At 60.3% G+C, this 24921-nt stretch carries 20 protein-coding genes; 12 read left to right on the top strand and 8 right to left on the bottom strand.

The annotated features are described in order from the left end of the window. Positions 1-62 precede the first annotated feature (62 nt). The 4 genes from PZBJ_RS21145 to aroQ are packed head-to-tail and all read left to right on the top strand — an operon-like array spanning position 63 to position 3987. Positions 63-1442: an MFS transporter gene (locus PZBJ_RS21145; protein WP_101764147.1), complete on the top strand. Its 1380-nt coding sequence runs from the start codon at positions 63-65 to the stop codon at positions 1440-1442. Between the two features lie 18 nt (positions 1443-1460). Next, positions 1461-2720, top strand: coding sequence for a gallate dioxygenase (locus PZBJ_RS21140; RefSeq protein WP_101764146.1), 1260 nt, complete (start codon positions 1461-1463; stop codon positions 2718-2720). After that, positions 2720-3559, top strand: a complete 840-nt coding sequence (locus tag PZBJ_RS21135; protein WP_101764145.1) for an amidohydrolase family protein — start codon at positions 2720-2722, stop codon at positions 3557-3559. Before PZBJ_RS21140 ends, PZBJ_RS21135 begins: the two co-directional genes overlap by 1 nt. After that, entirely contained in the window at positions 3556-3987 is a 432-nt protein-coding gene (aroQ, locus tag PZBJ_RS21130; protein WP_101764144.1) for a type II 3-dehydroquinate dehydratase, read from the top strand. Before PZBJ_RS21135 ends, aroQ begins: the two co-directional genes overlap by 4 nt. On the opposite strand, the gene PZBJ_RS21125 is transcribed toward aroQ, so the two are convergent. Then, positions 3988-5214: a LysR family transcriptional regulator gene (locus PZBJ_RS21125; RefSeq protein WP_101764143.1), complete on the bottom strand. Its 1227-nt coding sequence runs from the start codon at positions 5212-5214 to the stop codon at positions 3988-3990. 130 nt (positions 5215-5344) lie between these two features. On the opposite strand from PZBJ_RS21125, the gene galB reads away from it, so the two are divergent. The 8 genes from galB to PZBJ_RS21085 all read left to right on the top strand — a co-directional run bounded on the left by galB (position 5345) and on the right by PZBJ_RS21085 (position 12808). After that, on the top strand, positions 5345-6085 hold the full coding sequence (gene galB / locus PZBJ_RS21120) for a 4-oxalmesaconate hydratase (RefSeq protein ID WP_101764142.1): 741 nt from the start codon (positions 5345-5347) through the stop codon (positions 6083-6085). Further along, on the top strand, positions 6082-6795 hold the full coding sequence (locus tag PZBJ_RS21115) for a 4-carboxy-4-hydroxy-2-oxoadipate aldolase/oxaloacetate decarboxylase (RefSeq protein WP_101764141.1): 714 nt from the start codon (positions 6082-6084) through the stop codon (positions 6793-6795). Before galB ends, PZBJ_RS21115 begins: the two co-directional genes overlap by 4 nt. Before the next feature lie 3 nt (positions 6796-6798). Then, entirely contained in the window at positions 6799-7887 is a 1089-nt protein-coding gene (locus PZBJ_RS21110) for a 4-oxalomesaconate tautomerase (protein ID WP_101764140.1), read from the top strand. Positions 7888-7890: 3 nt separating this feature from the next. After that, positions 7891-8775 (top strand): NAD(P)-dependent oxidoreductase, encoded by an 885-nt coding sequence (locus PZBJ_RS21105; protein ID WP_101764139.1) that lies wholly within the window; start codon positions 7891-7893, stop codon positions 8773-8775. A 116-nt stretch (positions 8776-8891) separates the two neighbouring features. After that, positions 8892-9347 (top strand): GlcG/HbpS family heme-binding protein, encoded by a 456-nt coding sequence (locus PZBJ_RS21100; RefSeq protein WP_101764138.1) that lies wholly within the window; start codon positions 8892-8894, stop codon positions 9345-9347. 15 nt (positions 9348-9362) lie between these two features. Continuing rightward, a complete protein-coding gene (locus PZBJ_RS21095) occupies positions 9363-9890 on the top strand; it encodes a sugar dehydrogenase complex small subunit (protein ID WP_101764137.1) in 528 nt (175 codons plus the stop codon). Continuing rightward, on the top strand, positions 9883-11484 hold the full coding sequence (locus tag PZBJ_RS21090) for a GMC family oxidoreductase (protein ID WP_101764136.1): 1602 nt from the start codon (positions 9883-9885) through the stop codon (positions 11482-11484). The genes PZBJ_RS21095 and PZBJ_RS21090 overlap by 8 nt, the downstream gene beginning before the upstream one ends. 10 nt (positions 11485-11494) lie before the next feature. Then, positions 11495-12808 (top strand): c-type cytochrome, encoded by a 1314-nt coding sequence (locus PZBJ_RS21085; RefSeq protein ID WP_101764135.1) that lies wholly within the window; start codon positions 11495-11497, stop codon positions 12806-12808. 45 nt (positions 12809-12853) lie between these two features. On the opposite strand, the gene flhE is transcribed toward PZBJ_RS21085, so the two are convergent. The 7 genes from flhE to PZBJ_RS21050 form a co-directional block, all read right to left on the bottom strand. After that, positions 12854-13261 (bottom strand): flagellar protein FlhE, encoded by a 408-nt coding sequence (flhE, locus tag PZBJ_RS21080; protein WP_101764134.1) that lies wholly within the window; start codon positions 13259-13261, stop codon positions 12854-12856. Beyond that, the gene (gene flhA / locus PZBJ_RS21075; protein ID WP_101764133.1) at positions 13261-15348 is read right to left on the bottom strand and encodes a flagellar biosynthesis protein FlhA; all 2088 of its coding nucleotides are present in this window, start codon (positions 15346-15348) and stop codon (positions 13261-13263) included. The genes flhE and flhA overlap by 1 nt, the downstream gene beginning before the upstream one ends. Further along, entirely contained in the window at positions 15341-16492 is a 1152-nt protein-coding gene (gene flhB, locus PZBJ_RS21070) for a flagellar biosynthesis protein FlhB (protein ID WP_101764132.1), read from the bottom strand. Before flhB ends, flhA begins: the two co-directional genes overlap by 8 nt. An 87-nt stretch (positions 16493-16579) precedes the next feature. Continuing rightward, positions 16580-17443, bottom strand: a complete 864-nt coding sequence (gene cobA, locus PZBJ_RS21065; protein ID WP_101764131.1) for a uroporphyrinogen-III C-methyltransferase — start codon at positions 17441-17443, stop codon at positions 16580-16582. Positions 17444-17454: 11 nt separating this feature from the next. Then, positions 17455-20058, bottom strand: a complete 2604-nt coding sequence (locus tag PZBJ_RS21060) for a nitrate reductase (protein WP_101764130.1) — start codon at positions 20056-20058, stop codon at positions 17455-17457. After that, positions 20055-24122, bottom strand: a complete 4068-nt coding sequence (gene nirB / locus PZBJ_RS21055; protein WP_101764129.1) for a nitrite reductase large subunit NirB — start codon at positions 24120-24122, stop codon at positions 20055-20057. Before nirB ends, PZBJ_RS21060 begins: the two co-directional genes overlap by 4 nt. Positions 24123-24132: 10 nt before the next feature. Continuing rightward, positions 24133-24921: an ABC transporter ATP-binding protein gene (locus PZBJ_RS21050; protein WP_101764128.1), complete on the bottom strand. Its 789-nt coding sequence runs from the start codon at positions 24919-24921 to the stop codon at positions 24133-24135.

The following is a 24921-nucleotide window of genomic DNA, read 5'->3' as shown; positions in this document are numbered from 1 at the left end:
GTCAGGGCAGAATAAAATCTCAACCCGATAACGTTATTAATAAAAAAATCAGAGCGTATCCTATGAGCAATCACGACATTATCGATGTAAAAGGCTGGATCGACGCCCGCCCGATCACCGGATACCAGTGGCTGACCCTCAGCCTGTGTTTCATCATCATCATGTTTGATGGCTACGATGCGGCAGCGATGGGTTTCATTGCGCCCGCGTTGATTGAAGACTGGGGCATCAGCCATGCAGAAATGGGGCCGATTCTCGGTGCCGCGATGTTTGGCGTGGCGATTGGCGCGCTAATTGCCGGTCCGTGGTCCGACAAATTTGGCCGCAAACGCGTGCTGCTGCTGTCGATTGCCGTCTTCGCCTGCTTCAGCCTGATGAGCGCCTTCGCGCGCACGCCGCTGGAAATGGGTGTGTTACGTTTTCTCACCGGTCTCGGTCTCGGTGCGGTGATGCCCAACTGCGTCACGCTGGTGTCGGAATATATGCCGGAACGCCGTCGCAGCCTGATGATCACCGTGATGTACAGCGGGTTTAATATCGGTTCCGGATTGGGCGGATTCATTGCCGCCGGCATGCTGCCACACTTTGGCTGGCAAGCGGTGCTGGGTTTAGGGGGCTTGCTGCCGTTGCTGATGTTGCCGCTGCTGCTGTGGCTGCTGCCGGAATCGGCGATGTATATGGTGGTGCGCAAAGTCAGTCGCGACAAGATTGCCGCCGTGCTCAAATGTCTGGGCGGCGAATTCTCTGCTGGCGCCGCCTTTGTGCTCAATGCGCCAATCATCCCGAAAAAAGCGCAGGTGCTGCAGTTGTTCAGCCGCGGCTATGCAGGCGGCACGGTGGTGTTATGGCTCACCTACTTCATGGGGCTATTCGTCATCTATCTGCTTAACGGCTGGCTGCCAACCATCCTGCGTTCTGGCGGCGTGACGCTGGAGCGTGCGGCGATTGTGGCGGGCTTATTCCAGCTGGGCGGCACCTTTGGCGGCTTAATGGTTGGTGGGCTGATGGACCGTTTCAAAGCGAAATATGTTATCGCCCTGTTCTATCTGCTGGGCAGCTTCTGCCTGGTGTCGCAGGGCATCTGGAGCTTTGGCCCGAATGTACTGGCGCTGCTGGTGTTCTTCGCCGGCGTCTGCATCAACGGTGCACAAACCGGATTGCAGGCCTTCTCCCCGGCCTTTTATCCCACCGAAATGCGCGCCACCGGCGTGTGCTGGATGCACGGCATTGGTCGCAGCGGCGCCATTATCAGCTCGTCGCTGGGCGGCGTGCTGCTCGGCGTGTTCCCTGGGCAAACAGCCATTTTTATCGTTTTGTCGCTCCCGGCAGTTTTGGCGGCACTTTCCATCACCCGACATCACCCTGCACAGGTGGCCCGTCAGGTTAAAGGCATCGACCTTAACGACCTGCCGTCCCTGTCGCGTACCCTCAATAATCGATGAAGTAGAGGTCAAAAAATTATGGCTAAAATCATAGGCGGTTTAGCGGTTTCGCATACTCCCACCATTGGCTTTGCGGTTGATCACAACAAGCAGCAGGAAGGCGCATGGGCCCCGATTTTCGATGGCTTTGCCCCGATGCAGCGCTGGCTGGAGGAGAAAAAACCGGATGTGCTGCTGTATGTGTTTAACGATCACGTCACCTCCTTCTTTTTTGATCACTACTCGGCGTTTGTGCTGGGCATTGATGACGAATATGCCGTTGCGGATGAAGGCGGCGGCCCGCGCGATCTGCCGCCGGTAAAAGGCCATGCGGCGCTGTCACAGCATATTGGTGCCAGCCTGATGGCGGATGAGTTCGATATGTCATTCTTCCAGGACAAAGCGCTGGATCACGGCCTGTTTTCGCCGCTGTCGGCGCTGGCACCGTGGCAAGGCGGCTGGCCGATGCAGGTGGTTCCGCTGGCGGTCGGCGTGTTGCAGTTCCCGATCCCGACGGCGCGTCGCTGCTATAAACTTGGCCAGGCACTGAAGCGTGCGGTAGAGAGTTTCCCGGAGGATCTGAACGTTGCGGTGGTCGCGACCGGCGGCGTTTCACATCAGGTACACGGCGAGCGCTGCGGCTTCAACAATCCCGAATGGGATGCGCAGTTTATCGATCTGTTGATTAACGATCCCGAACGTCTGACCGAAATAACGCTGGCTGAATACGCCACGCTCGGCGGCCTGGAAGGTGCGGAAGTGATTATGTGGCTGATCATGCGCGGTGCGCTGTCGGCCAACGTCGAGAAACTACATCAGGATTACTATCTGCCTTCGATGACCGGGATCGCCACGCTGATCCTCGAAAATCAGTCACGCGAAGCGCCGGTCGATGTGCACCAGCGTCAGCGCGATAAGATCAATCTGCAACTCAGCGGCGTGGAAAAACTGCCCGGCACCTATCCGTTCACCCAGGCGCGCAGCCTGAAAGCGCTGCGCATCAACCGCTTCCTGCACCGCATGATTCAGCCAGAGTGGCGCAAGCGATTCCGCGAAGCTCCGCAGGCGCTGTATCAGGAAGCCGGGCTGAGCGCTGAAGAGCAAACGCTGATTACCCAGCTCGACTGGCGCGGCATGATCCATTACGGCATCAGCTTCTTCCTGCTGGAAAAACTGGGTGCGGTGGTAGGCGTCTCTAACCTGCATATCTACTCAGCGATGCGTGGTGAAACGCTGGAACAGTTCCAGCAGATGCGCAATCAGCAGGTACTTTACTCGGTGGCGGGGAAAGCAGACTGATGTTTACGCAACCGGTCATCGACTGCCATCACCACGTTTTTGATCCAGTACACTTTCCCTGGGCGCCCGAGAGCGCCTATAACCCGGACGGACACGAGCTGGCGACGCCGGATTACTATCGTGCTGTGATGCAGGCCTACAACATTCGCCACTCGCTGATTGTTGGCCCGACGTCGGGCTATAACACCGATAACCGCTGCCTGCTGGATACCATCAAGCGCGGTGAGGGCCGTTTCAAGGGCATTGCCGTCACGCCGCGTGACGTGGAGAGCGACACGCTCGCCAGCCTGAAAGATCAAGGCATCGTCGGCATTGCGCTTAATGTGGCGATGCTGGGCACCGAGCCATTTATTCAGCTTGATGCCCTGATGGGCAGGCTGGCGGAGTTGGATCTCTTTGCCCAGATTCAGGTGCAAAACGATCAGCTACTGGCGCTGATGCCGCTGCTGTCACGCACCCGCACGCGTTTGCTGATCGATCACTCCGGTCGGCCTGACGTCAGCGCGGGCGTAGCACAACCAGCCTTTCAGGCGCTGCTGTCGCTGGCCGGCCAGCAGCGCACCAGCGTCAAGCTCTCCGGGCTGGCGAAATTCTCCCGGCAGCCCTATCCCTTCAGCGATGGACATCCTTATTTGCTGGCATTGCTGGACGCTTTCGGCGCGGAAAACTGCATGTGGGGATCGGACTGGCCTTTCCTGCGCGCCAGTGAACGCATGGATATGGGCACGCAGCTGCTGCTGATCGAACAGCTGATCCCCGATGAAAAGAGCCGCCGTCAGGTGCTTTGGCACACGCCACAGCGGCTGTTTGGTTTTACTGAATTACAGGAGTCACGATGAGAACCATCTATGTACTGAACGGCCCGAACCTCAATCTACTGGGCACCCGCGAGCCAGAAACCTACGGTTCCGACACGCTGCAAAGCGTCGAAGCGCTGTGCCGCGCAACGGCGGAAGAGCTGGGCGTGACGATTGAGTTTCGCCAGACCAACCACGAAGGGGAAATGATTGAGTGGATTCAGCAGGCGCGTCTCGAAGCGCAGGCGCTGGTGATCAACCCGGCGGCGTGGACGCACACCTCGGTGGCGATCCGCGATGCGGTCACCGGCGTGGGGTTGCCGCTGTGGGAAGTGCACATCACCAACGTGCACAAGCGTGAGCCGTTCCGTCATCACTCCTATCTTTCCGACGTCGCACAAGGCGTGATCTGCGGCTACGGCATTCGCGGTTACCGCTATGCGTTGATGGAAGCGGCGCGCGCAGGTTGATTATTGGTCCTGTCCGCACACTTCACGCAGGCAGCGGATCAACGCATCCGCTGCCGGTGAGTGCAGACAGCCCGCCCGCACCGTCAGCCCGATAGCGCGATCGGTATCCGGCAAAGGCACCGGCAACGCCACCAGCGCGCCGGACGCCAGTTCCACTTCCAGCTGGTGCGCGGAGACCGCCGCCAGCATATCCGACTGCATCAGCAAGCCGCGCACCAACGCCAGATCGCCGGTTTCCACCACCGGATCGGGTGCCGGAATGCCCATCGCCTGAAAACTGTTATTCAACAGATAACGCGCTGGCGTGGCCGAACGCGGCAGCACCCAACGCGCCGCGCGCAGATCATCGGTAGAGAGCTCACGTCCTACCAGCGGATGATCGTGACGCGCCAGCAGGACCATACGTTCGGAGAACAGCGTCTCGCGCGTGACGTCAAGCGCATCTTCATCGCGGCGCAGCGCGCCAAAGATAAAATCGATATCCCCCGAGCGCATCTCTGAAGCCAGCACGCCAAAGGCGCTTTCACTGGTGACCACGCGTACGCCCGGATAACGCGCCGTCAGCATCACGATCGCCTGCGGCAGGATACGCGTGCGTCCCAGCGGCAATGCGCCCACGCGCACCGTTCCCTCGAGTATCCCGCTGCGGGCAGCGATATCGGCCGGAATGTGCCGCAATTCATTCAGCGCACGCCGCACGTTGGCTTCAATTTCACTTCCGGCCAGCGAAGGCATCATGCCGTGCGGCGTGCGCTCCAGCAGCGCGATGCCCGCGCCGTTTTCCAGCACGCGTAGCGCGGCGCTCACCGCCGGCTGGCTCAGTCCGAGACGCGCTGCCACCGTCTGCATATGCCGCGTCTGACACAGGGTGATAAAAATTTGCAGCCGACGCACGTTAAACAGCCACAGCGGTTCCGCATCGCTACGCTGCGCACCGCGTCCCTGCAATTTAGCCAGCCGCTGCGGCACCTGATGCAGCTCCTCAATCGCCCGCAGCGCACGCGGCAGCACACATTTACCGAAGTCAGTCAGCATCATGCCGCCGGCGTGACGTTCAAATAGCGTCACACCTAAGGTGAGTTCCAGGTCGCGAATAGCGCGGGTAATGGCCGACTGGGTGCGAAATAATTCATCTGCTGCCCGTGAGACACTGCCTTGTGCTACCACCTGACTAAATGCCCTGATTTGCATCAGATTTGTCAGCTCCTGCGTGCCCTTTTCCGCCATTTTTCCCTGCCTGTTTTCACTACCGATCGATGTCGCAATATAAATAAAACGCATACCCGCTGCAATGAAATGAATTATCGCCGCCAGGTGGGCAGTGACAGCATGGAAAAAAACAGCGGAGGAGTATGCCATGACTAACAACACCCCAAAAAAAACCGCGCTGGTGGTCAGCGCTCACTCAGCGGATTTTGTCTGGCGCGCCGGCGGTGCCATCGCGCTGCACCATGCTCAGGGCTATGACGTTCACGTTGTCTGCCTCTCATTTGGTGAGCGCGGCGAATCGGCCAAGCTGTGGCGCAAGGGGGAGATGAGCGAGGCGAAAGTCAAAGCCGCCCGCCGCAGCGAGGCGCAGGCCGCCGCAGACATCCTCGGTGCTAGCATTGAATTTTTTGATCTCGGTGATTATCCGCTGCGTGCCGATAAAGAAACCCTGTTCCGCCTCGCGGACGTCTATCGCCGGGTGCAACCGCACTTTGTTCTGACCCATTCCTTGCAGGATCCCTACAACTACGATCACCCGATGGCCACGCATCTGGCGCAGGAGGCGCGCATTATCGCCCAGGCCGAAGGCTACCGTCCGGGCGAAAAAATTGTCGGTGCACCACCGGTGTACTGCTTCGAGCCGCACCAGCCTGAGCAGTGCAACTGGAAGCCGGATGTGCTGCTGGATATCACCTCGGTGTGGGACAAAAAATATCAGGCGATTCAGTGCATGGCCGGGCAGGAACATCTGTGGGAATACTACACGCGCGTAGCGCAGCAGCGCGGTGTGCAGGCCAAGCGTAACGTCGGCATTACCACCAGCCGCGACATCATTTATGGCGAAGGTTATCAGAGCATCTTCCCGCGCGTCACGGAGGATCTGGCATGAGCATCATCGCGAAAAAAGGCGTCGCGGTGCGCCACATCCCGCGTGCGGCAGCCACCGATATCGACGCGCTGGCGCGCTTTGGCGTCGCCACTGTGCATGAAGCGCAGGGGCGTAAAGGTTTGCTCGATCCTGCCATTCGCCCGATTCAGCAGGATTGTGCTATTGCGGGCAGCGCGGTCACCGTGCTGGTCGCACCCGGCGATAACTGGATGTTTCACGTCGCGGTGGAGCTCTGCCAGCCGGGCGATGTGCTGGTGGTTGCGCCAACCTCGCCGTGCAGCGACGGCTTCTTCGGCGATCTGCTGGCGACCTCGCTGCAGGCGCGCGGCGTGCGCGGGCTGGTGGCGGATGTCGGTGTGCGCGATAGCCGCACGTTGCGTGAGATGGGCTTTGCCGTCTGGTCGCGTGCGGTATATGCGCAGGGCACGGTGAAAGAGACGCTCGGCTCGGTGAATGTGCCGTTGGTGTGTGCCGGGCAGCTGATCTGGCCGGGTGACGTTATCGTCGCCGATGACGACGGCGTGGTGGTGGTGGCACGCGATGAAGCTGCCAGCGTGGCGGCCAAAGCGCGTCAGCGTGAAGAGCTGGAAGAGAGCAAACGCCTGCGTTTAGCGGCCGGTGAGCTGGGCCTTGATATCTATCAGATGCGCCCGCGCCTGGCGGAAAAAGGACTGCGCTATCTCGACACGCTCGATCAACTGGAGGAGTAAACCATGCGCCAGCGTCGCATTCCCTGCTTACTGATGCGCGGCGGCACCTCCAAAGCCGCCTGCTTTCTGGCACAGGATCTGCCAGCCGAACCGGCGGCCCGCGATCGGGTACTGCTGGCGGTGATGGGTTCGCCCGATATCCGTCAAATTGACGGCCTCGGCGGGGCCGATCCGCTCACCAGCAAAGTGGCGATCGTCAGCGCTTCACACCGTGACGATGCCGATGTCGATTACCTGTTTGCCCAGGTCAACGTCGATCAAGCCCGCGTCGATTACGGGCAAAACTGCGGCAATATCCTCGCCGCCGTCGGCCCTTTCGCCGTCGAACGCGGGCTGGTCAAGGCAGGCAGCGAACGCACCCGTGTGCGCATTTTTATGCAGAACACCGGGCAGATTGCCGAGGCGGTGTTCGCCACGCCCGACGGTGAAGTCGACTATGACGGCGACTTACGCATTGATGGCGTACCGGGCAGCGCAGGCGAAATCGCCCTCACCTTCAAAGACATTGCCGGTTCGAGCTGTGGCGCGCTACTGCCAACCGGTCAGCCGCGCGATCGTTTTGATGGCATCGATGTCACCTGCATCGACAACGGCATGCCGGTGATCCTGGTGCGTGCAGCGGATGTCAATCGCAGCGGCTATGAAAGCCGCGACGCGTTAGATAACGACAGCGAGCTCAAGCAGCGGCTGGAGTCGATCCGCCAGCAGGCCGGGCCGCGGATGAATTTAGGGGATGTCAGCCAGCGTACGGTGCCCAAAGTCACGCTGCTGGCCGAAGCGCGTCACGGTGGCGCCATCAGCTCACGCACCTTTATTCCGCACCGCTGCCATGCCTCGATTGGCGTGCTTGGCGCGGTGAGTGTCGCCAGCGCCTGCCTGATCCCCGGCAGCGTCGCCGACGGACTGGCACGCACCAGCCAGCAACCTCAACAGCGCCTGAGCGTGGAACATCCCAGCGGTGAATTTAGCGTGCTGCTGCAGCGCGAAGGCGATAACCCGCTGGCGGGCTGCGGTCTGTTGCGCACCGCGCGTGCCATTTTCGCCGGTGAAGTCATGATTCCGGCGGCAGTCTGGCCCTTCAGCAAGGAGTAATTGATGAACATCACCTTTATCGGTTTTGGCGAAGCGGGCGGCATTCTCGCCCATGATTTACAGGCACAGGGCAATGCGGTGACGGTATGGGATCGCAAAGCCCTCGCGGCAGAAACCCTGCCCGCGCTGCAGCAAAAAGCGCAGCAGAGCGGCGTGCGGCTGGCCGCTTCGCTGGCGGATGCATTACAGGACGCCGCGCTGGTGTTCTCCACCGTTACCGCGTCGCAGACCCTCAACGTGGCGCAGCAGGCGGCAGCGCTGTTACAGGCCGGGCAGCACTTTCTCGATCTCAACTCGGTGGCACCGCACACCAAACGCGCCGCGGCTGAAGTGATTCACGCTGCGGGTGCCAGCTATATCGACGTGGCGGTGATGGCGCCGGTGCCGCCAAAGCGGCTGGCCACGCCGCTGCTGATTGGTGGCGCTCAGGCTGCACAGGTGCAGCCGCTGCTGCAACAGCTGGGCCTCAACAGCCGCCTGCTGGGTGGCGAAGTGGGTGAAGCTTCAGCGATTAAGATGTGCCGCAGCGTGATGATCAAAGGCCTCGAGGCGCTGACCACCGAATGCCTGAGCGCGGCGCGCCAGTATGGCGTAGAGCAAGCGGTGCTCGACTCGCTGCACGCCAGTTTCCCGTCGCTGGGCTGGAACGATCAGCTGCCGCACTACCTGATTAGCCGCGTGGCGGAGCACGGCCAACGACGCGCCGAAGAGATGCAGGAAGTGGTGAAAACGCTGCAGGACGTCAAGGTACCGGCCGCCATGAGCGCAGCGATTGTTGCCACGCAGCAAGGGCTGATTGATGCGTTAAACGCCCGCTCCCTGCGCTATCAACAACTCACGCCGTTCGTCTGGCAACAGACGCTGGATAAGATCTATCCACCTCAATGAGTTATACGCATAGAGGTATGCGTTTTGTTTATCGGCAATTGTTTACATTTTTGCTACAGCGTAGCGTAAGCGAGACGAGAAGCAGGTTTTAAAACAATAACTATCGGAAGCAAAACATGAAGATTAGAGCATCTGTCGCCCTTTCCCTGCTGCTGGCAGCGGGTATTGGCCAGGCCAGCGCCGCCGCGCTGGACGCCAGCCACACCAACCAGGTAATGACCAGCGTCAAAAACAGCATCAGCGCGCAGCACAGCACCGGCTGTGTAGCGGTGGTTGATGCCAGCGGTACGCTGCTGGCCTTCCAGCGCCTTGACGGCGCATCGCCGGGCTGCGTCGATGCCGCCATTGGTAAAGCGCGTACCTCGGCGCTGTATCACGCCCCTTCCCTGAAATTTATGCAGCGTCTGCAGAGCGGCGAAACCACGGTTCTCGCCATCCCGCACGCGGTGGCGCTCGGCGGCGGTTTCCCGCTCACGCTGCAGAATGAAGTGGTCGGCGCGGTTGGCGTCAGCACCCCCAAACAGGATCTGGATAATCAGGCTTCAGAGGCTGCCGCTCAGGCGCTGAAATAACTTTCGGGGATTTCCATGATGACTCTTTCACGCCGCCGGTTGCTGACCGGCACGGCGGGCCTGTTGGTGGCTGGCGTCCTGACGCAGGCGCTCCCCGGCAGCCTGGCTTTCGCCTCGCCACCGCTGGCCGCCGCAGTGGCTCCGTCCGCCAGTTTTACTGCGATTTCCGTCCGATTAACCGGACTGGACCAGCCGGATGCCTTGCTGGCGCAGCGCCTCTACAGCTGGCTGCACGCGCATTTCCCGCAGCTGGACAGCCTGCTTGATACGCTCAGCGCGCTACTGCAGCAGCAACCTGCCGCCAACGGCAGCAGCCTGCTGACGCTGCTGAGTACCCAACCCAAAGCCCTCGGCGATCTTTATCAGGCGCTGGTTTCCGGCTGGTATCTCGGCGTTGTCGGCCCGCTGCCGCGCCCGCAATGTATCGCTTTTGAGAATATCGTCAGCTATCAGCTGGTGCGTGATTCCCTGTTACCACCGAGCTACGCGCCGGGGCAACCTAACTTCTGGACGCAGCCGCCTGCAAGGAGAGCACATGTCTGATTCATTAAGCGCCGATGTGGTGGTGATTGGCGCCGGCATTGCCGGTTCACTGGCGGCGCTGAAGATGGCCAAAGCAGGCGCTTCGGTATTGATGCTGGAGTCCGGCCCGGAGATTAAGCGCGATCAGGCGGTGGAGTATTTCCGCAACTCGCCGTTTAAGGGCGACTTCACCGAACCGTATCCGCCGCAGCCGTGGGCACCGCAGCCTAAATTCATTCCCAGCGATAACAATTACCTGATTCAAAAAGGCCCGGATCCCTATCGCGCCCAATATCTGCGCGGCACCGGCGGCACCACATGGCACTGGGCTGGACAAGCGTTCCGCCTGTTGCCGAACGATATGCGCATTCAGTCGCTGTACGGCATTGGCCGCGACTGGCCGATCAGCTATGACGAGCTGGAACCCTATTACTGCGACGCCGAATACCAGATGGGCGTGTCCGGTGACAGCGATCTGGCTTCGCCGCGTTCGCGCCCTTATCCGCTGCCGGGCATTCCGCTGCCGTATGGCTTCGATCGTCTGAAGCAGCGACTCGGTCCGCTGGGTTATGAGGTGGGCATTGGTCCGCAGGCGCGTAACAGTATCGCCTATGACGGTCGCCCGGCCTGCTGCGGCAACAACAACTGCATGCCGGTTTGCCCGATCGATGCGCAGTACCACGGCGGCATCGCCGCGCGTAAGGCGCTGGATGCCGGTGTCAAAATCGTCACCAATGCGGTGGTGTTCCGCATTGAGGCTGACGACAAAGGCACCATTCAGGCGGTGCACTATCTCGATCAGAACAAAGCGCGCCATCGCGTCACTGGCAAACAGTTTGTCCTGACCGCCAACGGCATCGAAAGCCCGAAAATCCTGCTGCTCTCCACCAGCGAACGCTACCCGGACGGCATTGCCAACAGTTCCGGCATGGTGGGCCGCAACCTGATGGACCATCCGGGATCGTCAGTGGAGTTCTACGCCGATGAGCCGGTGTGGTTTGGCCGTGGGCCAATGCGACCCGGCAGCATCAACAACATGCGCGACGGCGATTTCCGTGGTGAGCGCTCGGCGCTGCGTATCGACCTCGCCAACACCTCGCCGGTGCGTTATCTCACCGAACGTCTGGTGCGTCAGGGCTATTACGGCAAGGCGCTCAACGACAAGCTGGCCTTCCAGGCCGAGCGTTTTGTTCAGTTGAAGTGTCTGCTGGAGATGCTGCCGGAGCCGCAGAACCGCGTCACGCTGAGCAAAACCGAGAAGGATGCCTGGGGCATTCCCCGCCTCGAGGTTTACTACCGCTTCCCGGAATATGTGCATCGCGGCTATGACCAGTCGATGATCGACTTCCAGCGCATGGTGAAAGAGATGGGCGGCACCGAGGCGGTCTACAGCAAACGCGGCGTCTACGACAACAACCAACATATCACCGGTACCATGATCATGGGCAGCAATCCGCAGGATTCGGTGGTGGATGGTCACTGTCGCACCCACGATCACCCGAACCTGTTTATCGCCGGTACCGGTATTATGCCGTCGGCCTCGACGGTCAACTCAACGCTGACCGGAACCGCGCTGGCGCTGCGTATGGCCGATAGCGTTCTGGCAAGCTTGTAAGGAGCACCCGATGAAACCTGTATTGATTCAGGCCGCTATCGCGGTGGTCCTGATGCAGTGCGCCGTGGCGCAGGCGGCAGACAATGCCGCTCAAATTAAGCGCGGCGAATATCTGGCGCGCGCCGGTGACTGTACCGCCTGTCATACCGCCACCAACGGCCCGCTGTTTGGCGGCGGCTTTGCGGTCAGTACGCCTTTCGGCCAGATCTGGGGCAGCAATATCTCTTCTGATAAGCAGTACGGTATCGGCAGCTGGAGTGACGATCAGTTCGTTGCTGCGGTGCGCGACGGCATTGGCAAAAATGGCGAGCAGCTCTATCCGGCGATGCCGTATGACTCCTTTACCAAAATGAAGCGCGACGATGTGCTGGCAATCAAAGCCTATCTCATGTCGATGCCGCCGGTGCATCAGGCTTCACCGCAAACCGACCTGCCGTTCCCATTCAACCAACGCTGGGGCATGCGCTTCTGGAAGTGGTTTAACTTCGATAAAGGCGAATTGCAGAACGATACGCAGCAGAGCGCGCAGTGGAATAACGGCCGCTATCTGGTTGAAGCGCTGGCGCACTGCGGCACCTGCCATACGCCGCGTAATCTGACCATGGGCATGGACAACGATAAAGCATTGGCTGGCGGCGATCTCGGCGGCTGGATGGCGTACAACATCACACCCGATAAGCAGGCAGGCATCGGTGACTGGAGCCATCAGCAGCTGGTGACCTACCTGAAAACCGGCTTTGTCGCCAACAAAGCCAGCGCCTCCGGACCGATGGCCGAAGCGATTGAGCACAGCCTGCAATATCTGCCCGAGAGTGATCTGCAGGACATCGCCACCTATCTGCGCAGCGTTAAGCCGCAGCCGGACGCGCAGCAAACCCGCGCGCGCGACAGCTGGGGACAACCTTCCACCGCGCTGATTGCACTGCGCGGCGCCGATGATGCGACCCGCCATGCTCAGCCCGGCGCGGTGGTGTTTGCCGGTAACTGTGCCAGCTGTCACGGCGCGGAAGGTGCGGGATCGGGCAGCGGTTTCCATGCCTATCCATCGCTGTTCCACCACACCAGCACCGGCGCGGCAGATGCGCTGAACGTGGTATCGGTGGTCCTCAACGGTGTGCATCGCCATATGCGCGAAGGCGAAGTCTTTATGCCGCCTTTTGCGCCTGAGCTGAGTGACCAGCAGGTGGCGGATGTCAGTAACTTTGTTACCCAGCAGTTTGGTAATCCGGCGGCGGCCAAAGTGGATGCGAAGCAGGTAAAAGGGTTAAGAGAGGATGCAAAACTGGCTTCACCCCCAATTTACGGTCAGGGAGATAAGCCTTAATTACTGCACTCGGCGGCGCAGGGCGCGTCGCCGAGGTAACACGCGTTACTGATAATTCACTGTCACTTCACTGCTCACCACGCGTAAGCCGGGCGGCAATGCGCCCTTCCCCTGAAAGCCAAATGCCAGATGCAGCGTCTCTTCCGCCGCCACGTTGGCTAAGCCGCGCGTACTGCCGCTGGCGCCTTCAATCTCGACACAACGATCGCCCGCACACAAGCGCACCACCAAACCCGAGGGCGCAGGACGGCTCAGCTGATAACGCCAGTACACCAGCGAAATGTTGCCCGGCGCGCTGGAGGGCGCACGCAGCGCAGGCGTCAACAGCCAGTTACCGCGCACGCCAAGGCTTGGGCCGCTGGCGTTGGCTGTCCAGGCACCGCTGGACGCATCAACAGCCAGCGGCAGCGCCATCAACGGCATCAGCATTACTGCCCAGCACCAGCGACGCATTACTTGCCTCCAATGGTGGCGGTCATGCGGATTTGACGGTTGTCGGTCAGCTCCATATTCGACAGCACAATCAGCTGCGGCAGATTGCGCCGCAGGAAGCGTGCCAGCAACGCACGCAGCGGATGATTGACCAGCAGCACCGGCGGCGCGCCTGCCATCTCTTGCTGCTGCAGTGCGCCTTGCGCCTGCACCAGTAAGCGATCTGCCAGACCTGGCTCGAGTCCACCGCCACCTTGCAGCGCCTGCAGCAACAGGCGTTCCAGCGTGGCATCCAGGCCGATCACCTGCACTTCGCCGTTGCCCGGGAACCACTGTTGGGTAATCGCCCGTCCCAGCGCCACACGCACAACGCTGGTGAGCTCTTGCGGATCGTTCTGCACCGGCGCATGTTCCGCCAGTGTTTCAATAATGGTGCGCATATCGCGAATCGAGACGCGCTCGGTCAGCAGGTTTTGCAGCACTTTGTGCAGCGTCGTCAGCGTGATGACACCCGGCACCAGATCTTCGGTCAGCTTCGGCATCTCTTGCGTGACGCGATCCAACAGCTGCTGCGCTTCCTGACGGCCAAACAGCTCGCTGGCGTATTGGCCAATCAGGTGATTGAGGTGCGTCGCCACCACGGTGCTGGCTTCCACCACGGTAAAGCCCTGAATCTGCGCCTGCTCTTTCAGGGCGCTGTCGATCCAGATCGCCGCCAGACCAAAGGCCGGATCGACGGTTGGCTCGCCCGGCAGCGAACCAGCAGCCGTGCCAGGGTTGATCGCCATCCAGCGGCCCGGATAAGCATCGCCACTGCCAATTTCTACGCCTTTCATCAGGATGCGGTAACGCGCGGGTGGCAGCTCCATGTTGTCACGGATATGCACCACCGGCGGCAGGAAGCCCACCTCTTGTGCCACCTTCTTACGAATACTGCGGATACGCCCCAAAAGTTCGCCGTTTTGCAGGTGATCGACCATCGGAATCAGGCGATAACCCACTTCCATACCGAGCGAATCTTCCAGCTGCACATCGGTCCACGACGCTTCCACCGTGGCCGGCGTTTCCTGGGTTTTCACCAGACTGGAAGCTTCCGCCGGTTTCTTCGGCTGCATTTCGCGACCGCGTAACCACCAGGCAAGTCCTAATAGCGCAGCGGTAAACAGCAGGAACACCAGGTTTGGCATGCCCGGCACCAGGCCGAGCAAACCAATCACGCCGCCGCTCAGCATCAGCACGCGCGGGTTCTTGAATAGCTGCGTTACCATCTGCTCGCCGACGTCCTGATCGGTGCCCACGCGCGTTACGATGACACCGGCGGCGGTGGAGATCACCAGCGCTGGAATCTGTGCTACCAGGCCGTCACCGATGGTCAACAGCGTGTAGGTTTCACCGGCGTGACCGAGATCCATGCCGTGCTGCACCACGCCGACCAACAGGCCGCCGATGATGTTGATCACCATGATCAGGATGCCGGCGATGGCGTCACCACGAACGAACTTACTCGCACCGTCCATTGAGCCGTAGAAATCGGCTTCCTGCGTCACTTCGGTACGGCGTTGCTTGGCTTCCTGTTCGCCAATCAAGCCGGCGTTGAGGTCAGCATCAATCGCCATCTGCTTACCGGGCATCCCATCCAGCACAAAACGCGCGCCGACTTCGGCGATACGTCCCGCACCCTTGGTGATAACCATGAAGTTGATGATAACGAGGATGATGAACACCACGATACCGATGGCGAAGTTACCGCCAACGAGGAAGTGACCGAAGGCTTCCACCACGCGTCCGGCCGCATCGGCGCCAGTGTGGCCCTCCAGCAGAATGATACGGGTTGACGCAACGTTCAGCGCCAGACGCAGCAGCGTCGAGAACAGCAGAATGGTCGGGAAGGCGGCGAACTCTAGCGTGCGCTGGGTGAACATCGCCACCAGCAGCACCATGATCGACAGCGCAATGTTAAAGGTGAACAGCAGGTCAAGAATGAATGCGGGTAACGGCAGCACCATCATCGACAAGATCAACATGATCAGTACCGGGCCCGCCAGCACCTGCCATTGCGTGTCTTTAAAGTTGCCCGGTAAACGCAGCTTCTCGGCTAAATTAGCCATCGTTAGTGTTCTCTCCTGCAAAGTCCATGTCTGCCGGAACCGGCAGGTTTTTTGGTTTGTTTGGAATCAGGCCGCCTTCGCGCTTCCAGCGTCGCAGCTGCCAAACCCAGGCCAGCACTTCCGCTACCGCGCCATACAGCGCGCCGGGGATGAACTGACCAATTTCGGTGTGTCGATACAACGCACGCGCCAGCGGCGGTGCTTCAAGAATCGGGATGCGGTGCTCTTTGGCGAGCTCACGAATCTTCAGGGCGATATCGCCCGCGCCTTTGGCCACCACTTTGGGCGCGCTCATCTTGCCTTCCTGATACTTCAGCGCCACCGAGTAGTGCGTCGGGTTAGTGACGATAACGTCGGCTTTCGGTACATCGGCCATCATGCGACGGCGTGCCGCCGCGCGCATCGCCTGGCGAATACGCCCTTTAACGTGCGGGTCGCCTTCGTTTTGTTTATGTTCGTCGCGGATCTCCTGGCGCGTCATCTTCAGCTTTTTGAAGTAGCTGTAGAGCTGCCAGAACACATCAAAGCCCACCATCGGGAACAGGCCCAGCATGATCAGCCCACAGCAGGCGGCGATCATCGACAAACCATGATGTAGCGCGTTGATCGGCGATTCGCTCATCAAACGCAGCATCTCTTCCCAATGGCTCCAGATGTACCAGCCAGCCACCAGCCCAACCAGCACCGCTTTCATGATCGATTTCACCAGCTCTGCAGCGGTTTGGCCGGAGAACATGCGGCCAATACCGGTGAGCGGGTTGAGCTTTTTGAGATCGAACTTAATGGATTTGCCGCTGAAGTTAAGGCCGCCCAGCGCCATCGGCCCGGCAATCGCCACCACCACTAAGCCGCCCATCAGCGGCAGCAGCGCGATCACAGCCTGCTTAATCAGGCTGCCGATATGACCAATGATCACTTTGTCATCGTTCACCATGCCGTGATCAAAACGAAATCCGGTGGCGACCATGCTGGCCAGACGCTCCGCCATGCTGTTGCCGCCGACCCACAGGATCAGCAATCCAATCAACAGCATCATCACTGAAGTCAGCTCGCGCGAACGCGGAATCTGCCCCTCCTCACGCGCTTTTTCAAGTCGGTGGGGCGTGGGCGATTCTGTTTTGTCCTCGTTACTCTCTTCAGCCACGACTTACCTCAGCTGGCAGGAATTCTGAGCATAGAATGCCAAAACCCTGACAGGCTAAAGCGCGGATTAAAGGGGGGAAATGTGAGCTTATTTAGCCATAAGTGAAATTGCGGGCTGATTGGTCGCCATAAATGGCGCCGCTACATTGCTCGAATGTGCATTAATCCTGACCGGTTGGCGATAAAAGTGCACCACGTCACCCACCAACAATAACGCCGGCGATTGGGCTTGTTGCACCTCAACAGTGTGTGCCAGCTCAGCCAGCGTAGTGATCATCACCCGCTGATCGGCACGCGTGCCATTCTCAATGATTGCCACCGGCGTCTGCGCGTTGCGGCCCTGCGCCTGCAGCTGTGCGCTGATGCTGGCGCTCCACTTCAGCCCCATATAAAACACCAGCGTCTGGTTATTGGCGGCGAGGCTGGCATCATCCAGCTGCGGTTCACCGCTTTTGCCGTGACCGGTAATTAACCGCAGCGACTGTGCGCAATCACGGTGCGTTAGCGGAATGCCGCTGGCTGCCGCGCATCCGGCGGCGGCGGTAATACCCGGCACGATCTGGCAGGCTATTCCCGCCTGTTGCAGATAGAGCATCTCTTCACCGCCGCGCCCGAAAATAAAGGGATCGCCGCCTTTGAGCCGCACCACTTGCCGCCCGCTGCGGGCTAAATCCACCAGCAGCTGATTAGTTTGCACCTGCTTTAACCCGTGGCTGCCGGGCTTCTTGCCGACATCAATCGCCAGCGTCTCCGGCGGCACTTCCGCCATGATCGCCTCGCTCACCAACCGGTCATACACCACAACGTCGGCGCTGTTGATCAGCCTCCATGCTTTTAAGGTGAGCAGTTCTACGTCTCCCGGCCCAGCCCCAACCAGCCAGACGCCACCTTGCGCGTGTTCGCCGTCACGCGGATTAAACAGCTTGTCGAGGGATTCACTGGCTTGCGTCATGATGTTTTCCGTTACTGCGCCACGCGCAGAGATGAGAGCAGTTGTTTGAGCTCCGGGATACAGGAGCCACAGTTGGTGCCGCATTTCAACACCGCGCCGAGCGCTGCCGGGGAATCACAGCCCTCAGCGATGGCCCGGCGAATCGCCACTTCACCGACGCCAAAGCAGCTGCAAAGGGTACGTCCGTGGCTGCCGCCCTGCGCCGGTCGCCCGCCCAACAGCGCATGTCGCTGCTGCGGCAAATCGGGCGGCTGGCTGAAGGCCCGCGCGATAAATGGGTGATCGATGTCTGGTAGCCAGGGCGCGGCATAAAAGGCGCATGCCAACTTGCCCTCGCGCCAGCCAAGCCAGTGCAATTGCTGTCCCGCCTGCGCCTGCTGCCATTGCAATGCGGACATGCCCGGCAGTTGCATCAGCCATTCGCCAGCATGAGCGCTGCCCGCCAGCACATAGCGCTGCACGCCGGGCTGTGGGGCTCGCGACCAGTAGAGTAGTGCAGGCGGCGTGATGATGTCCGGCAGCCACAGCCAGCCTTGCCACGCTGGACGCAGTAGTTGCAAGCGCACCGCCGTTTGTTTTAACGCTGGCTGAGCGGAATCGGGACAACAGCTGGCCGCGACTAATCCATCGACGTTGGCCTGCCCGCTGAACTGTCTTGTCCAGTGCATCGGCACAAAGATTTGCCCACGCTGCAGGCCGCTGTCGAGGGTGACGCGTCCGCTGCACCAGCCCAGCGCCGACTGCACGCGCGTCACATCGCCGTGGCTCAAGCCGTACGCCGCCGCATCCAGCGGATTTAGCGCGACAAAGGGTTCATCGTAATGCTGCATCAGTCGCGGCACGTTGCCGGTGCGCGTCATGGTGTGCCACTGATCGCGGATGCGGCCGGTATTCATCAGCAGCGGATAATCAGTGGTCATGAGGGTTTTAACCGGTATCGCGGGCGGCAGCAGACGCGCTTTTCCATCGGCATGGTAAAAGCGGCGATCGGCAAACAGCCGCGCGGTGCCGTTGGGTGACGCGGCAGTGATCGGCCACTGCACCGGGGCTAACTGGTCATATTGCTCACGCGTGATGGTTGCCAGCGCGCTGATATCAAAGGCGCGCGTGCCGCGATTCTCAAAACCAGACAGCGCGGCATGCTCGGCGAAAATCTCGCCTGGATGCTGCCAGGCAAAGGCCGCGCCAAAACCGAGTCGCTGCGCCACCTGCGCCAGCAGCCACCAATCCGCTTTGGCCTCACCGGCTGGCGCAATAAAACTGCGCTGGCGTGAGATACGCCGCTCCGAATTGGTCACGGTGCCGTTTTTCTCGCCCCATGCCTGCGCCGGCAGTAGCACATCAGCAAATTGTGCCGTGTCGCTGTGGGCGCTGACTTCCGACACCACCACCAGCTCGCATTTCGCCAGCGCGTGCGCCACGCGGTTACCTTCCGGCATCGAAACGGCAGGATTGGTACCCATGATCCACACTGCCTTGACGTCGCCGCGTTCGATGGCATTGAACAGATAAACTGCCGTCAGTCCCGGCTGCTGCGCAACACGATCGCTCCCCCAAAAGCGCGCAACACGATCAACCTCTGCTGCGCTAAAGCCCATGTGCGCCGCCAGCTGATTGGCTAAGCCGCCCACTTCACGGCCGCCCATGGCGTTGGGCTGTCCGGTCAGCGAAAACGGTCCGCAGCCCGCACGGCCGATTTTGCCGCTGAGCAGATGCGCATTGAGGATGGCGTTGTTGTTATCGCTGCCGGTTTGTGACTGATTGATGCCCATGCACCACAGCGTCAGCACGCGCGGCTGCGCTGCGAACAGCTGCCAAAATGCCACAATGTCATGCTCACTCAGCTGGCAGGCAGCGGCGACCGTCGCCACATCCCACGCCTCACAGGCGGCTAAGGTCGCTTCCACATTGGCCAGATGCGGCAACATACTGGCATCGATACCCGCATGGTGCGCCAGCCAGTTCAGCAGCCCGGCAAACAGCGCGCTATCAGATCCCGGTTGCAGCGCCAGATGAACATCAGCAAGGTCACAGCTGGCAGTACGACGCGGATCGATCACCACCAGCTGCATCTCAGGGCGTTCGGCTTTGGCCTGCACCAGCCGCTGCCACGCCACTGGATGCGCCCATGCCGCGTTGGAGCCGACTAACACCACAACATCGGCTTGTTCAAGATCGTCATAGCAGCACGGCACCGCATCGGCACCGAAAGCGCGTTTGTAACCCACCACCGCCGAAGCCATACACAGCCGTGAATTGGTATCGATGTTGGCAGAGCCAATAAAGCCCTTCATCAGCTTATTGGCGGTGTAATAATCCTCCGTTAGCAGTTGACCGGAGCCGTAAAAGGCCACCGCCTGCGGGCCATGTTGATCGATGATGCGCCGGAAACCCGCCGCCACATGGTCCAGTGCGGCATCGATACTGACGCGCTGACCATCAATCTGCGGCCAGAGCAAACGACCGTCATGCATCAGGGTCTCGCCCAGCGCTGAACCTTTGACGCACAGCCGACCGAAATTAGCCGGATGCTGGCGGTCGCCGCTCACCGGCGCATCGAGGGCTTTCACCTCCACGCCACAGCCCACACCGCAGTACGGACAGGTGGTTTTCATGAGGCCGCCGCCAGCGCAATAATCGGCTGATGCCCGAGCCACACTTTGCCGCCCTCCACGCGCACCGGCCAGCAGCGCAGCTGATGCTCGGCGTTATCGAGACTTTGTCCGTCGCGCAGCCGCACGCGCTGCTTGTAGAGCGGTGATATCACCACCGGCTCGCCCGCTACGTCGCCGAGAATGCCACGCGACAGCACGCTGGCTTGCGTGCCGGGCTCAATATCTTCCAGCGCATAAATCGCCTCGCCCAAGCGGAACAAGGCCACACGCTGACCGCCTAACCGCGCACCCATGCCCGCAGACGGCGGGATAGCGTCGACAAGGCAAATGGCACTCCAGGGTTCTGCCGGCAACGTGGTAACGGGAATGCTGTCCGCCGTCGCGGGCTGACGCTGACCGCGCACCTGCACATAGTTGAGCGTCTCGTCAGGCTGCTCGCTGTTGACGGTGGCGGTAAACAAGGCGCGACGCGAAGGATCCTGCAGCGTGCTGTGCCATTCGCACTGATAGCGCTCCACCACGCGCTGCATCTCCTGCTCCAGTTGCACGGCTATACCGAGTGAATCTTCGATCACCACCTGACGCAGGTAGTCGAGTCCGCCTTCCATGTTATCCATCCACACGCTGGTGCGCTGCAGACGATCGGCGGTGCGCACATAGAACATCAAGATGCGGTCAACGTAGCGCAGCAGCGTTTCATCATCGAGATCGCTGGCGAACAAATCGGCATGACGCGGTTTCATCCCGCCGTTGCCGCAGACATACAGGTTCCAGCCTTTTTCCGTGGCGATTACGCCAATGTCCTTGCTCTGCGCTTCAGCGCATTCACGCGTGCAGCCGGAAACCGCCATTTTAATTTTGTGCGGGGCGCGCAGCCCTTTGTAGCGATTCTCTAATGCGATGGCGAAGGCGGTAGAATCCTGCACGCCGTAACGGCACCAGGTTGACCCCACGCAGGATTTTACCGTGCGCAGCGATTTGCCATAAGCGTGACCGGTTTCAAAACCCGCCGCGATTAAGTGTTCCCAGATATCCGGTAACTGATCGAGCCGCGCACCGAACAGATCGATGCGCTGACCGCCGGTGATTTTGGTGTAGAGATCGTAACGAGCGGCTATTTCACCAATCGCAATTAGCCCTTGCGGCGTAATTTCACCGGCTGGCACACGCGGTACCACCGAATAGGTGCCATCTTTCTGGATGTTGGCGAAGTAGCGATCGTTGGTATCCTGCAGCGGCAGATGTTCGGGCTTCAGTAAGTAGTCATTCCAGCATGATGCCAGCAATGATCCCACCAGCGGCTTGCACACTTCACAGCCCTGTCCGCGTCCGTTGAGCTGCAATAGCTGCTCAAAGGTGGTGATGTTGCCGACGCGGATCAGGTGATACAGCTCTTGACGCGAGTAGGCAAAGTGTTCACAGATATCCTTCTTCACTTCCACGCCCTGACTGGCGAGCTGGAACTCCATCACCTGTTTGACTAATGCGCTACACCCACCGCAGCCGGTTGCCGCTTTGGTGCAGCTTTTGATCGCCGCCATGTCACCGCAGCCGCCCTGCACTGCCCCGCAAATGTCCGCCTTGCTGACGTTATGGCACGAGCAGATTTGCGCGCTGTCTGGCAACGCCGCGACACCCAGCGCTTTAGCCGGCGCACCCGCTAACTGGGGCAAAATCAGGCTTTCCGGCTCTTCTGGTAACGGTAACTGATTCAGCATCATCTGCAGCAGGCTGGCGTAATCTGCGCTGTCGCCCACCAGCACGCCGCCAAGCAGCGTTTTGCGATCTTTGCACACCACCAGTTTTTTGTAGATGCCCTTTGGATTATCGATCCACTGATAACTTTGGCTGTCAGCGGTGCGCCCGTGCGCATCGCCAAATGACGCCACTTCCACGCCGAGCAGTTTCAGTTTCGTGCTCATGTCGGCACCGCTGAACGCCAGTTCTTCCTGCGCCAGCTGCGCCGCCAGTACGCGCGCCATTTGATATCCCGGCGCAACCAAACCGAAAATTTGCCCTTGCCACAGCGCGCATTCACCAATCGCATAGACATCTGCGGCGCTGGTGGCGCAAGCGTCGTTGATCAGAATGCCGCCGCGTTCACCCAGTTGCAGACCGGCGGCGCGCGCCAGTGCATCACGCGGACGAATACCCGCTGAAAATACCAGCAGGTCCGTTGCCAGCAGGCTGCCATCGGCAAAACGCAGCTGCAGGCTGCCATCCGGCAGACTCTCAATCGCTTCAGTTTGCTTGCTGGTATGAACTTGAACGCCCAGCGCGCTGATTTTGCCGCGCAGCATCTGCGCGCCGCCGTCATCCAATTGCACCGCCATCAGACGCGGCGCGAACTCCACCACATGGGTTTCCAGACCGAGCTGTTTCAATGCGTTGGCGGCTTCCAGTCCGAGCAGCCCGCCTCCAATCACCACCCCGCGCGTCGCATTACGGGCACAGTCAGCAATCGCATCCAGATCGGCCAGTGTGCGGTATACAAAACAACGCGCGTGATCGTGGCCGGGAACCGGCGGTACAAACGGCACCGAGCCGGTCGCCAGCACCAGTTTATCCCAGGTCAATTCCGCGCCGCTGGCATCACGCAGGCTGCGTTTTGCACTGTCAATTGCCACCACTTCACAACCGCTGCGCAGTTCGATGCCGTGTTGCTGAAAGAAGTTATCGCAGACCAGTGACAAATCGTCCGCGCTTTTACCGTTGAAGTATTCGGTAAGATGCACGCGATCGTAGGCCATCTGCGGCTCATCGCCGTATACCACGATGTGATAGTGCTGATGCAGTTCACGACTCACCAGCTGTTCGAGAAAATGGTGGCTGACCATGCCATGTCCAACCACGGCGAGAAGAGGTTTGCTCATCATCTGGCTTCCTGCAGCGCTTGGCTGCGTTGTGTTGTCGTCAAGACCGAACAGTGCGTTAATGCCCACCTGCGCGGCCTGTTGAAGTTGTGGTAGCAGCGTGCCTGCCGCCTGGCTGTCGCCAAACAGCAGCACGCCGCGCAGTGCGCCATTGCGCAAAAACAGTCGGCGATAGTGCTGGTGCAGCGGGTCAAAGCTGCTGATGGCGTCGCCTTCGCTGATATCGCCCGCACTGAACATCTCAATGCCGCTGACTTTCAGCCGCGTACCGTTTTCCTGATAGTGAAAGTCGGCCACGGGTTCACCCGCCAGTTGTGCTGCCAGCACGGCGGCCTGCGTCAGACAAGGCGCAATCAAGCCAAAGGTTTCGCCGCTGATTTCGCAGCACTCACCCAGCGCATACACATGCGGAAGCGCGGTTTGCAGTTGACGGTTAACCAGAATGCCGCGCTGGCAAGGCACGCCCGCCGCCTGCGCCAGCGCGATCTCCGGCAGCACGCCGATGGCGATCACCACCTGTTCCGCTGCGATAACCGCCCCATCGCCGAGCGTGACGCTTTCGGCGTCAATGGCCTGCAAAGTGACGCCGAGCCGACAGCGAATACCGCGCTGTGCCAGATGCTGCTGCAACAGCGCACCCGCTTTGGCATCCAGCTGGCGATCAAGCAGCCACGGACGATGATGCAGCAGCGTGACGTCACGTCCACGCTGACGCAGCGCCGCTGCGGCTTCCACGCCAATCAATCCGCCGCCCAGCACCACCACCGGACCTTGCTGCGCGAGCATGGCCTCCACGTCTCGCACCGTGCGGAAACCCTGCACCTGTGGGCGATGGATGCCGGGCAGATCCGGCATGCGCGGCCTCGAACCGCAGGCGAACACCAGCTTGTCCCAGTGCAGGGTGCGCTGGTCGGTTAGTACTGTGCGCGTAGGGATATCCACCTGCAGCGCCTCTTCCCCCATCAGCAACTGCACCTGATGTGCCGCATACCATGCGGGTTCGTGGATCACCGTGTCAGCGAAGGCTTTTTCGCCCGCCAGCACCGGCGACAGCAGCACCCGGTTGTAATTGCCGTGAGGCTCACGGCCAATCACCGTGATGGCGTAGCGACCCGGCGCACGTTGCAGCAAGGTTTCCACCATGCGCATCGCCGCCATGCCGTTTCCGATCACTACCAGTCGCTGCACCATGGTTGTCCCCTTACGCCACAGCCGTTTGCTTTTCATACAGGAAATGCAGAATCCGCTGACGCAGCTGGTGATAGCGCGGCTCGTCGGCTAACGCTACCCGTGAACGTGGACGCGGCAGGTCGATGTTGAGAATGTCACCGACCTGCGCGGCGGGGCCGTTGGTCATCATCAACACGCGATCTGACAGCAACACCGCCTCATCGACATCGTGCGTAATCAGCACAATGGTGGTATTGAGCTCCTGCTGGATGCGCATCACGCTGTCTTGCAGATGAGCGCGCGTTAGCGCATCCAGCGCACCGAACGGTTCATCCAGCAGCAGCACACGCGGCTGCATGGCCAGCGCACGCGCAATCCCGACACGCTGCTTCATGCCGCCGGAGATCTCCGACGGACGCTTATGCAGCGCGTGACTCATCTGCACGCGATTGAGGTTGTGTTCGATCCACTCGCTCATCTCTCTTTTGCTCATTTTTCCTTTGAACACTTGCTGCACCGCCAGCTCCACGTTTTGGTAGGCGGTCAGCCACGGCAGCAACGAATGGTTCTGGAACACCACCGCACGCTCCGGACCGGGACCGCTGATTTCGCGGTTGTCACACAGCAACACGCCGCTACTCGGCTGCGTCAGCCCGGCTATCAAATTGAGAAGCGTGGACTTTCCGCAGCCGGAGTGACCAATCAGGCTGAGGGTTTCACCTTCGTGGATATCAAAACTGACGTTATCGAGGGCGAGGAACTCGCCGCCTGCGGTATTGAAGCGCTGGCTGACCTGCTGTACGCGAATAATTGGATTCAT

It is taken from the genome of Pantoea endophytica, assembly GCF_002858935.1.
In the GTDB taxonomy this organism is placed as follows: domain Bacteria; phylum Pseudomonadota; class Gammaproteobacteria; order Enterobacterales; family Enterobacteriaceae; genus Pantoea; species Pantoea leporis.
The sequence above is the reverse complement of the archived record's forward strand: the minus strand, read 5'-3'. Positions and strand labels throughout refer to the sequence as shown.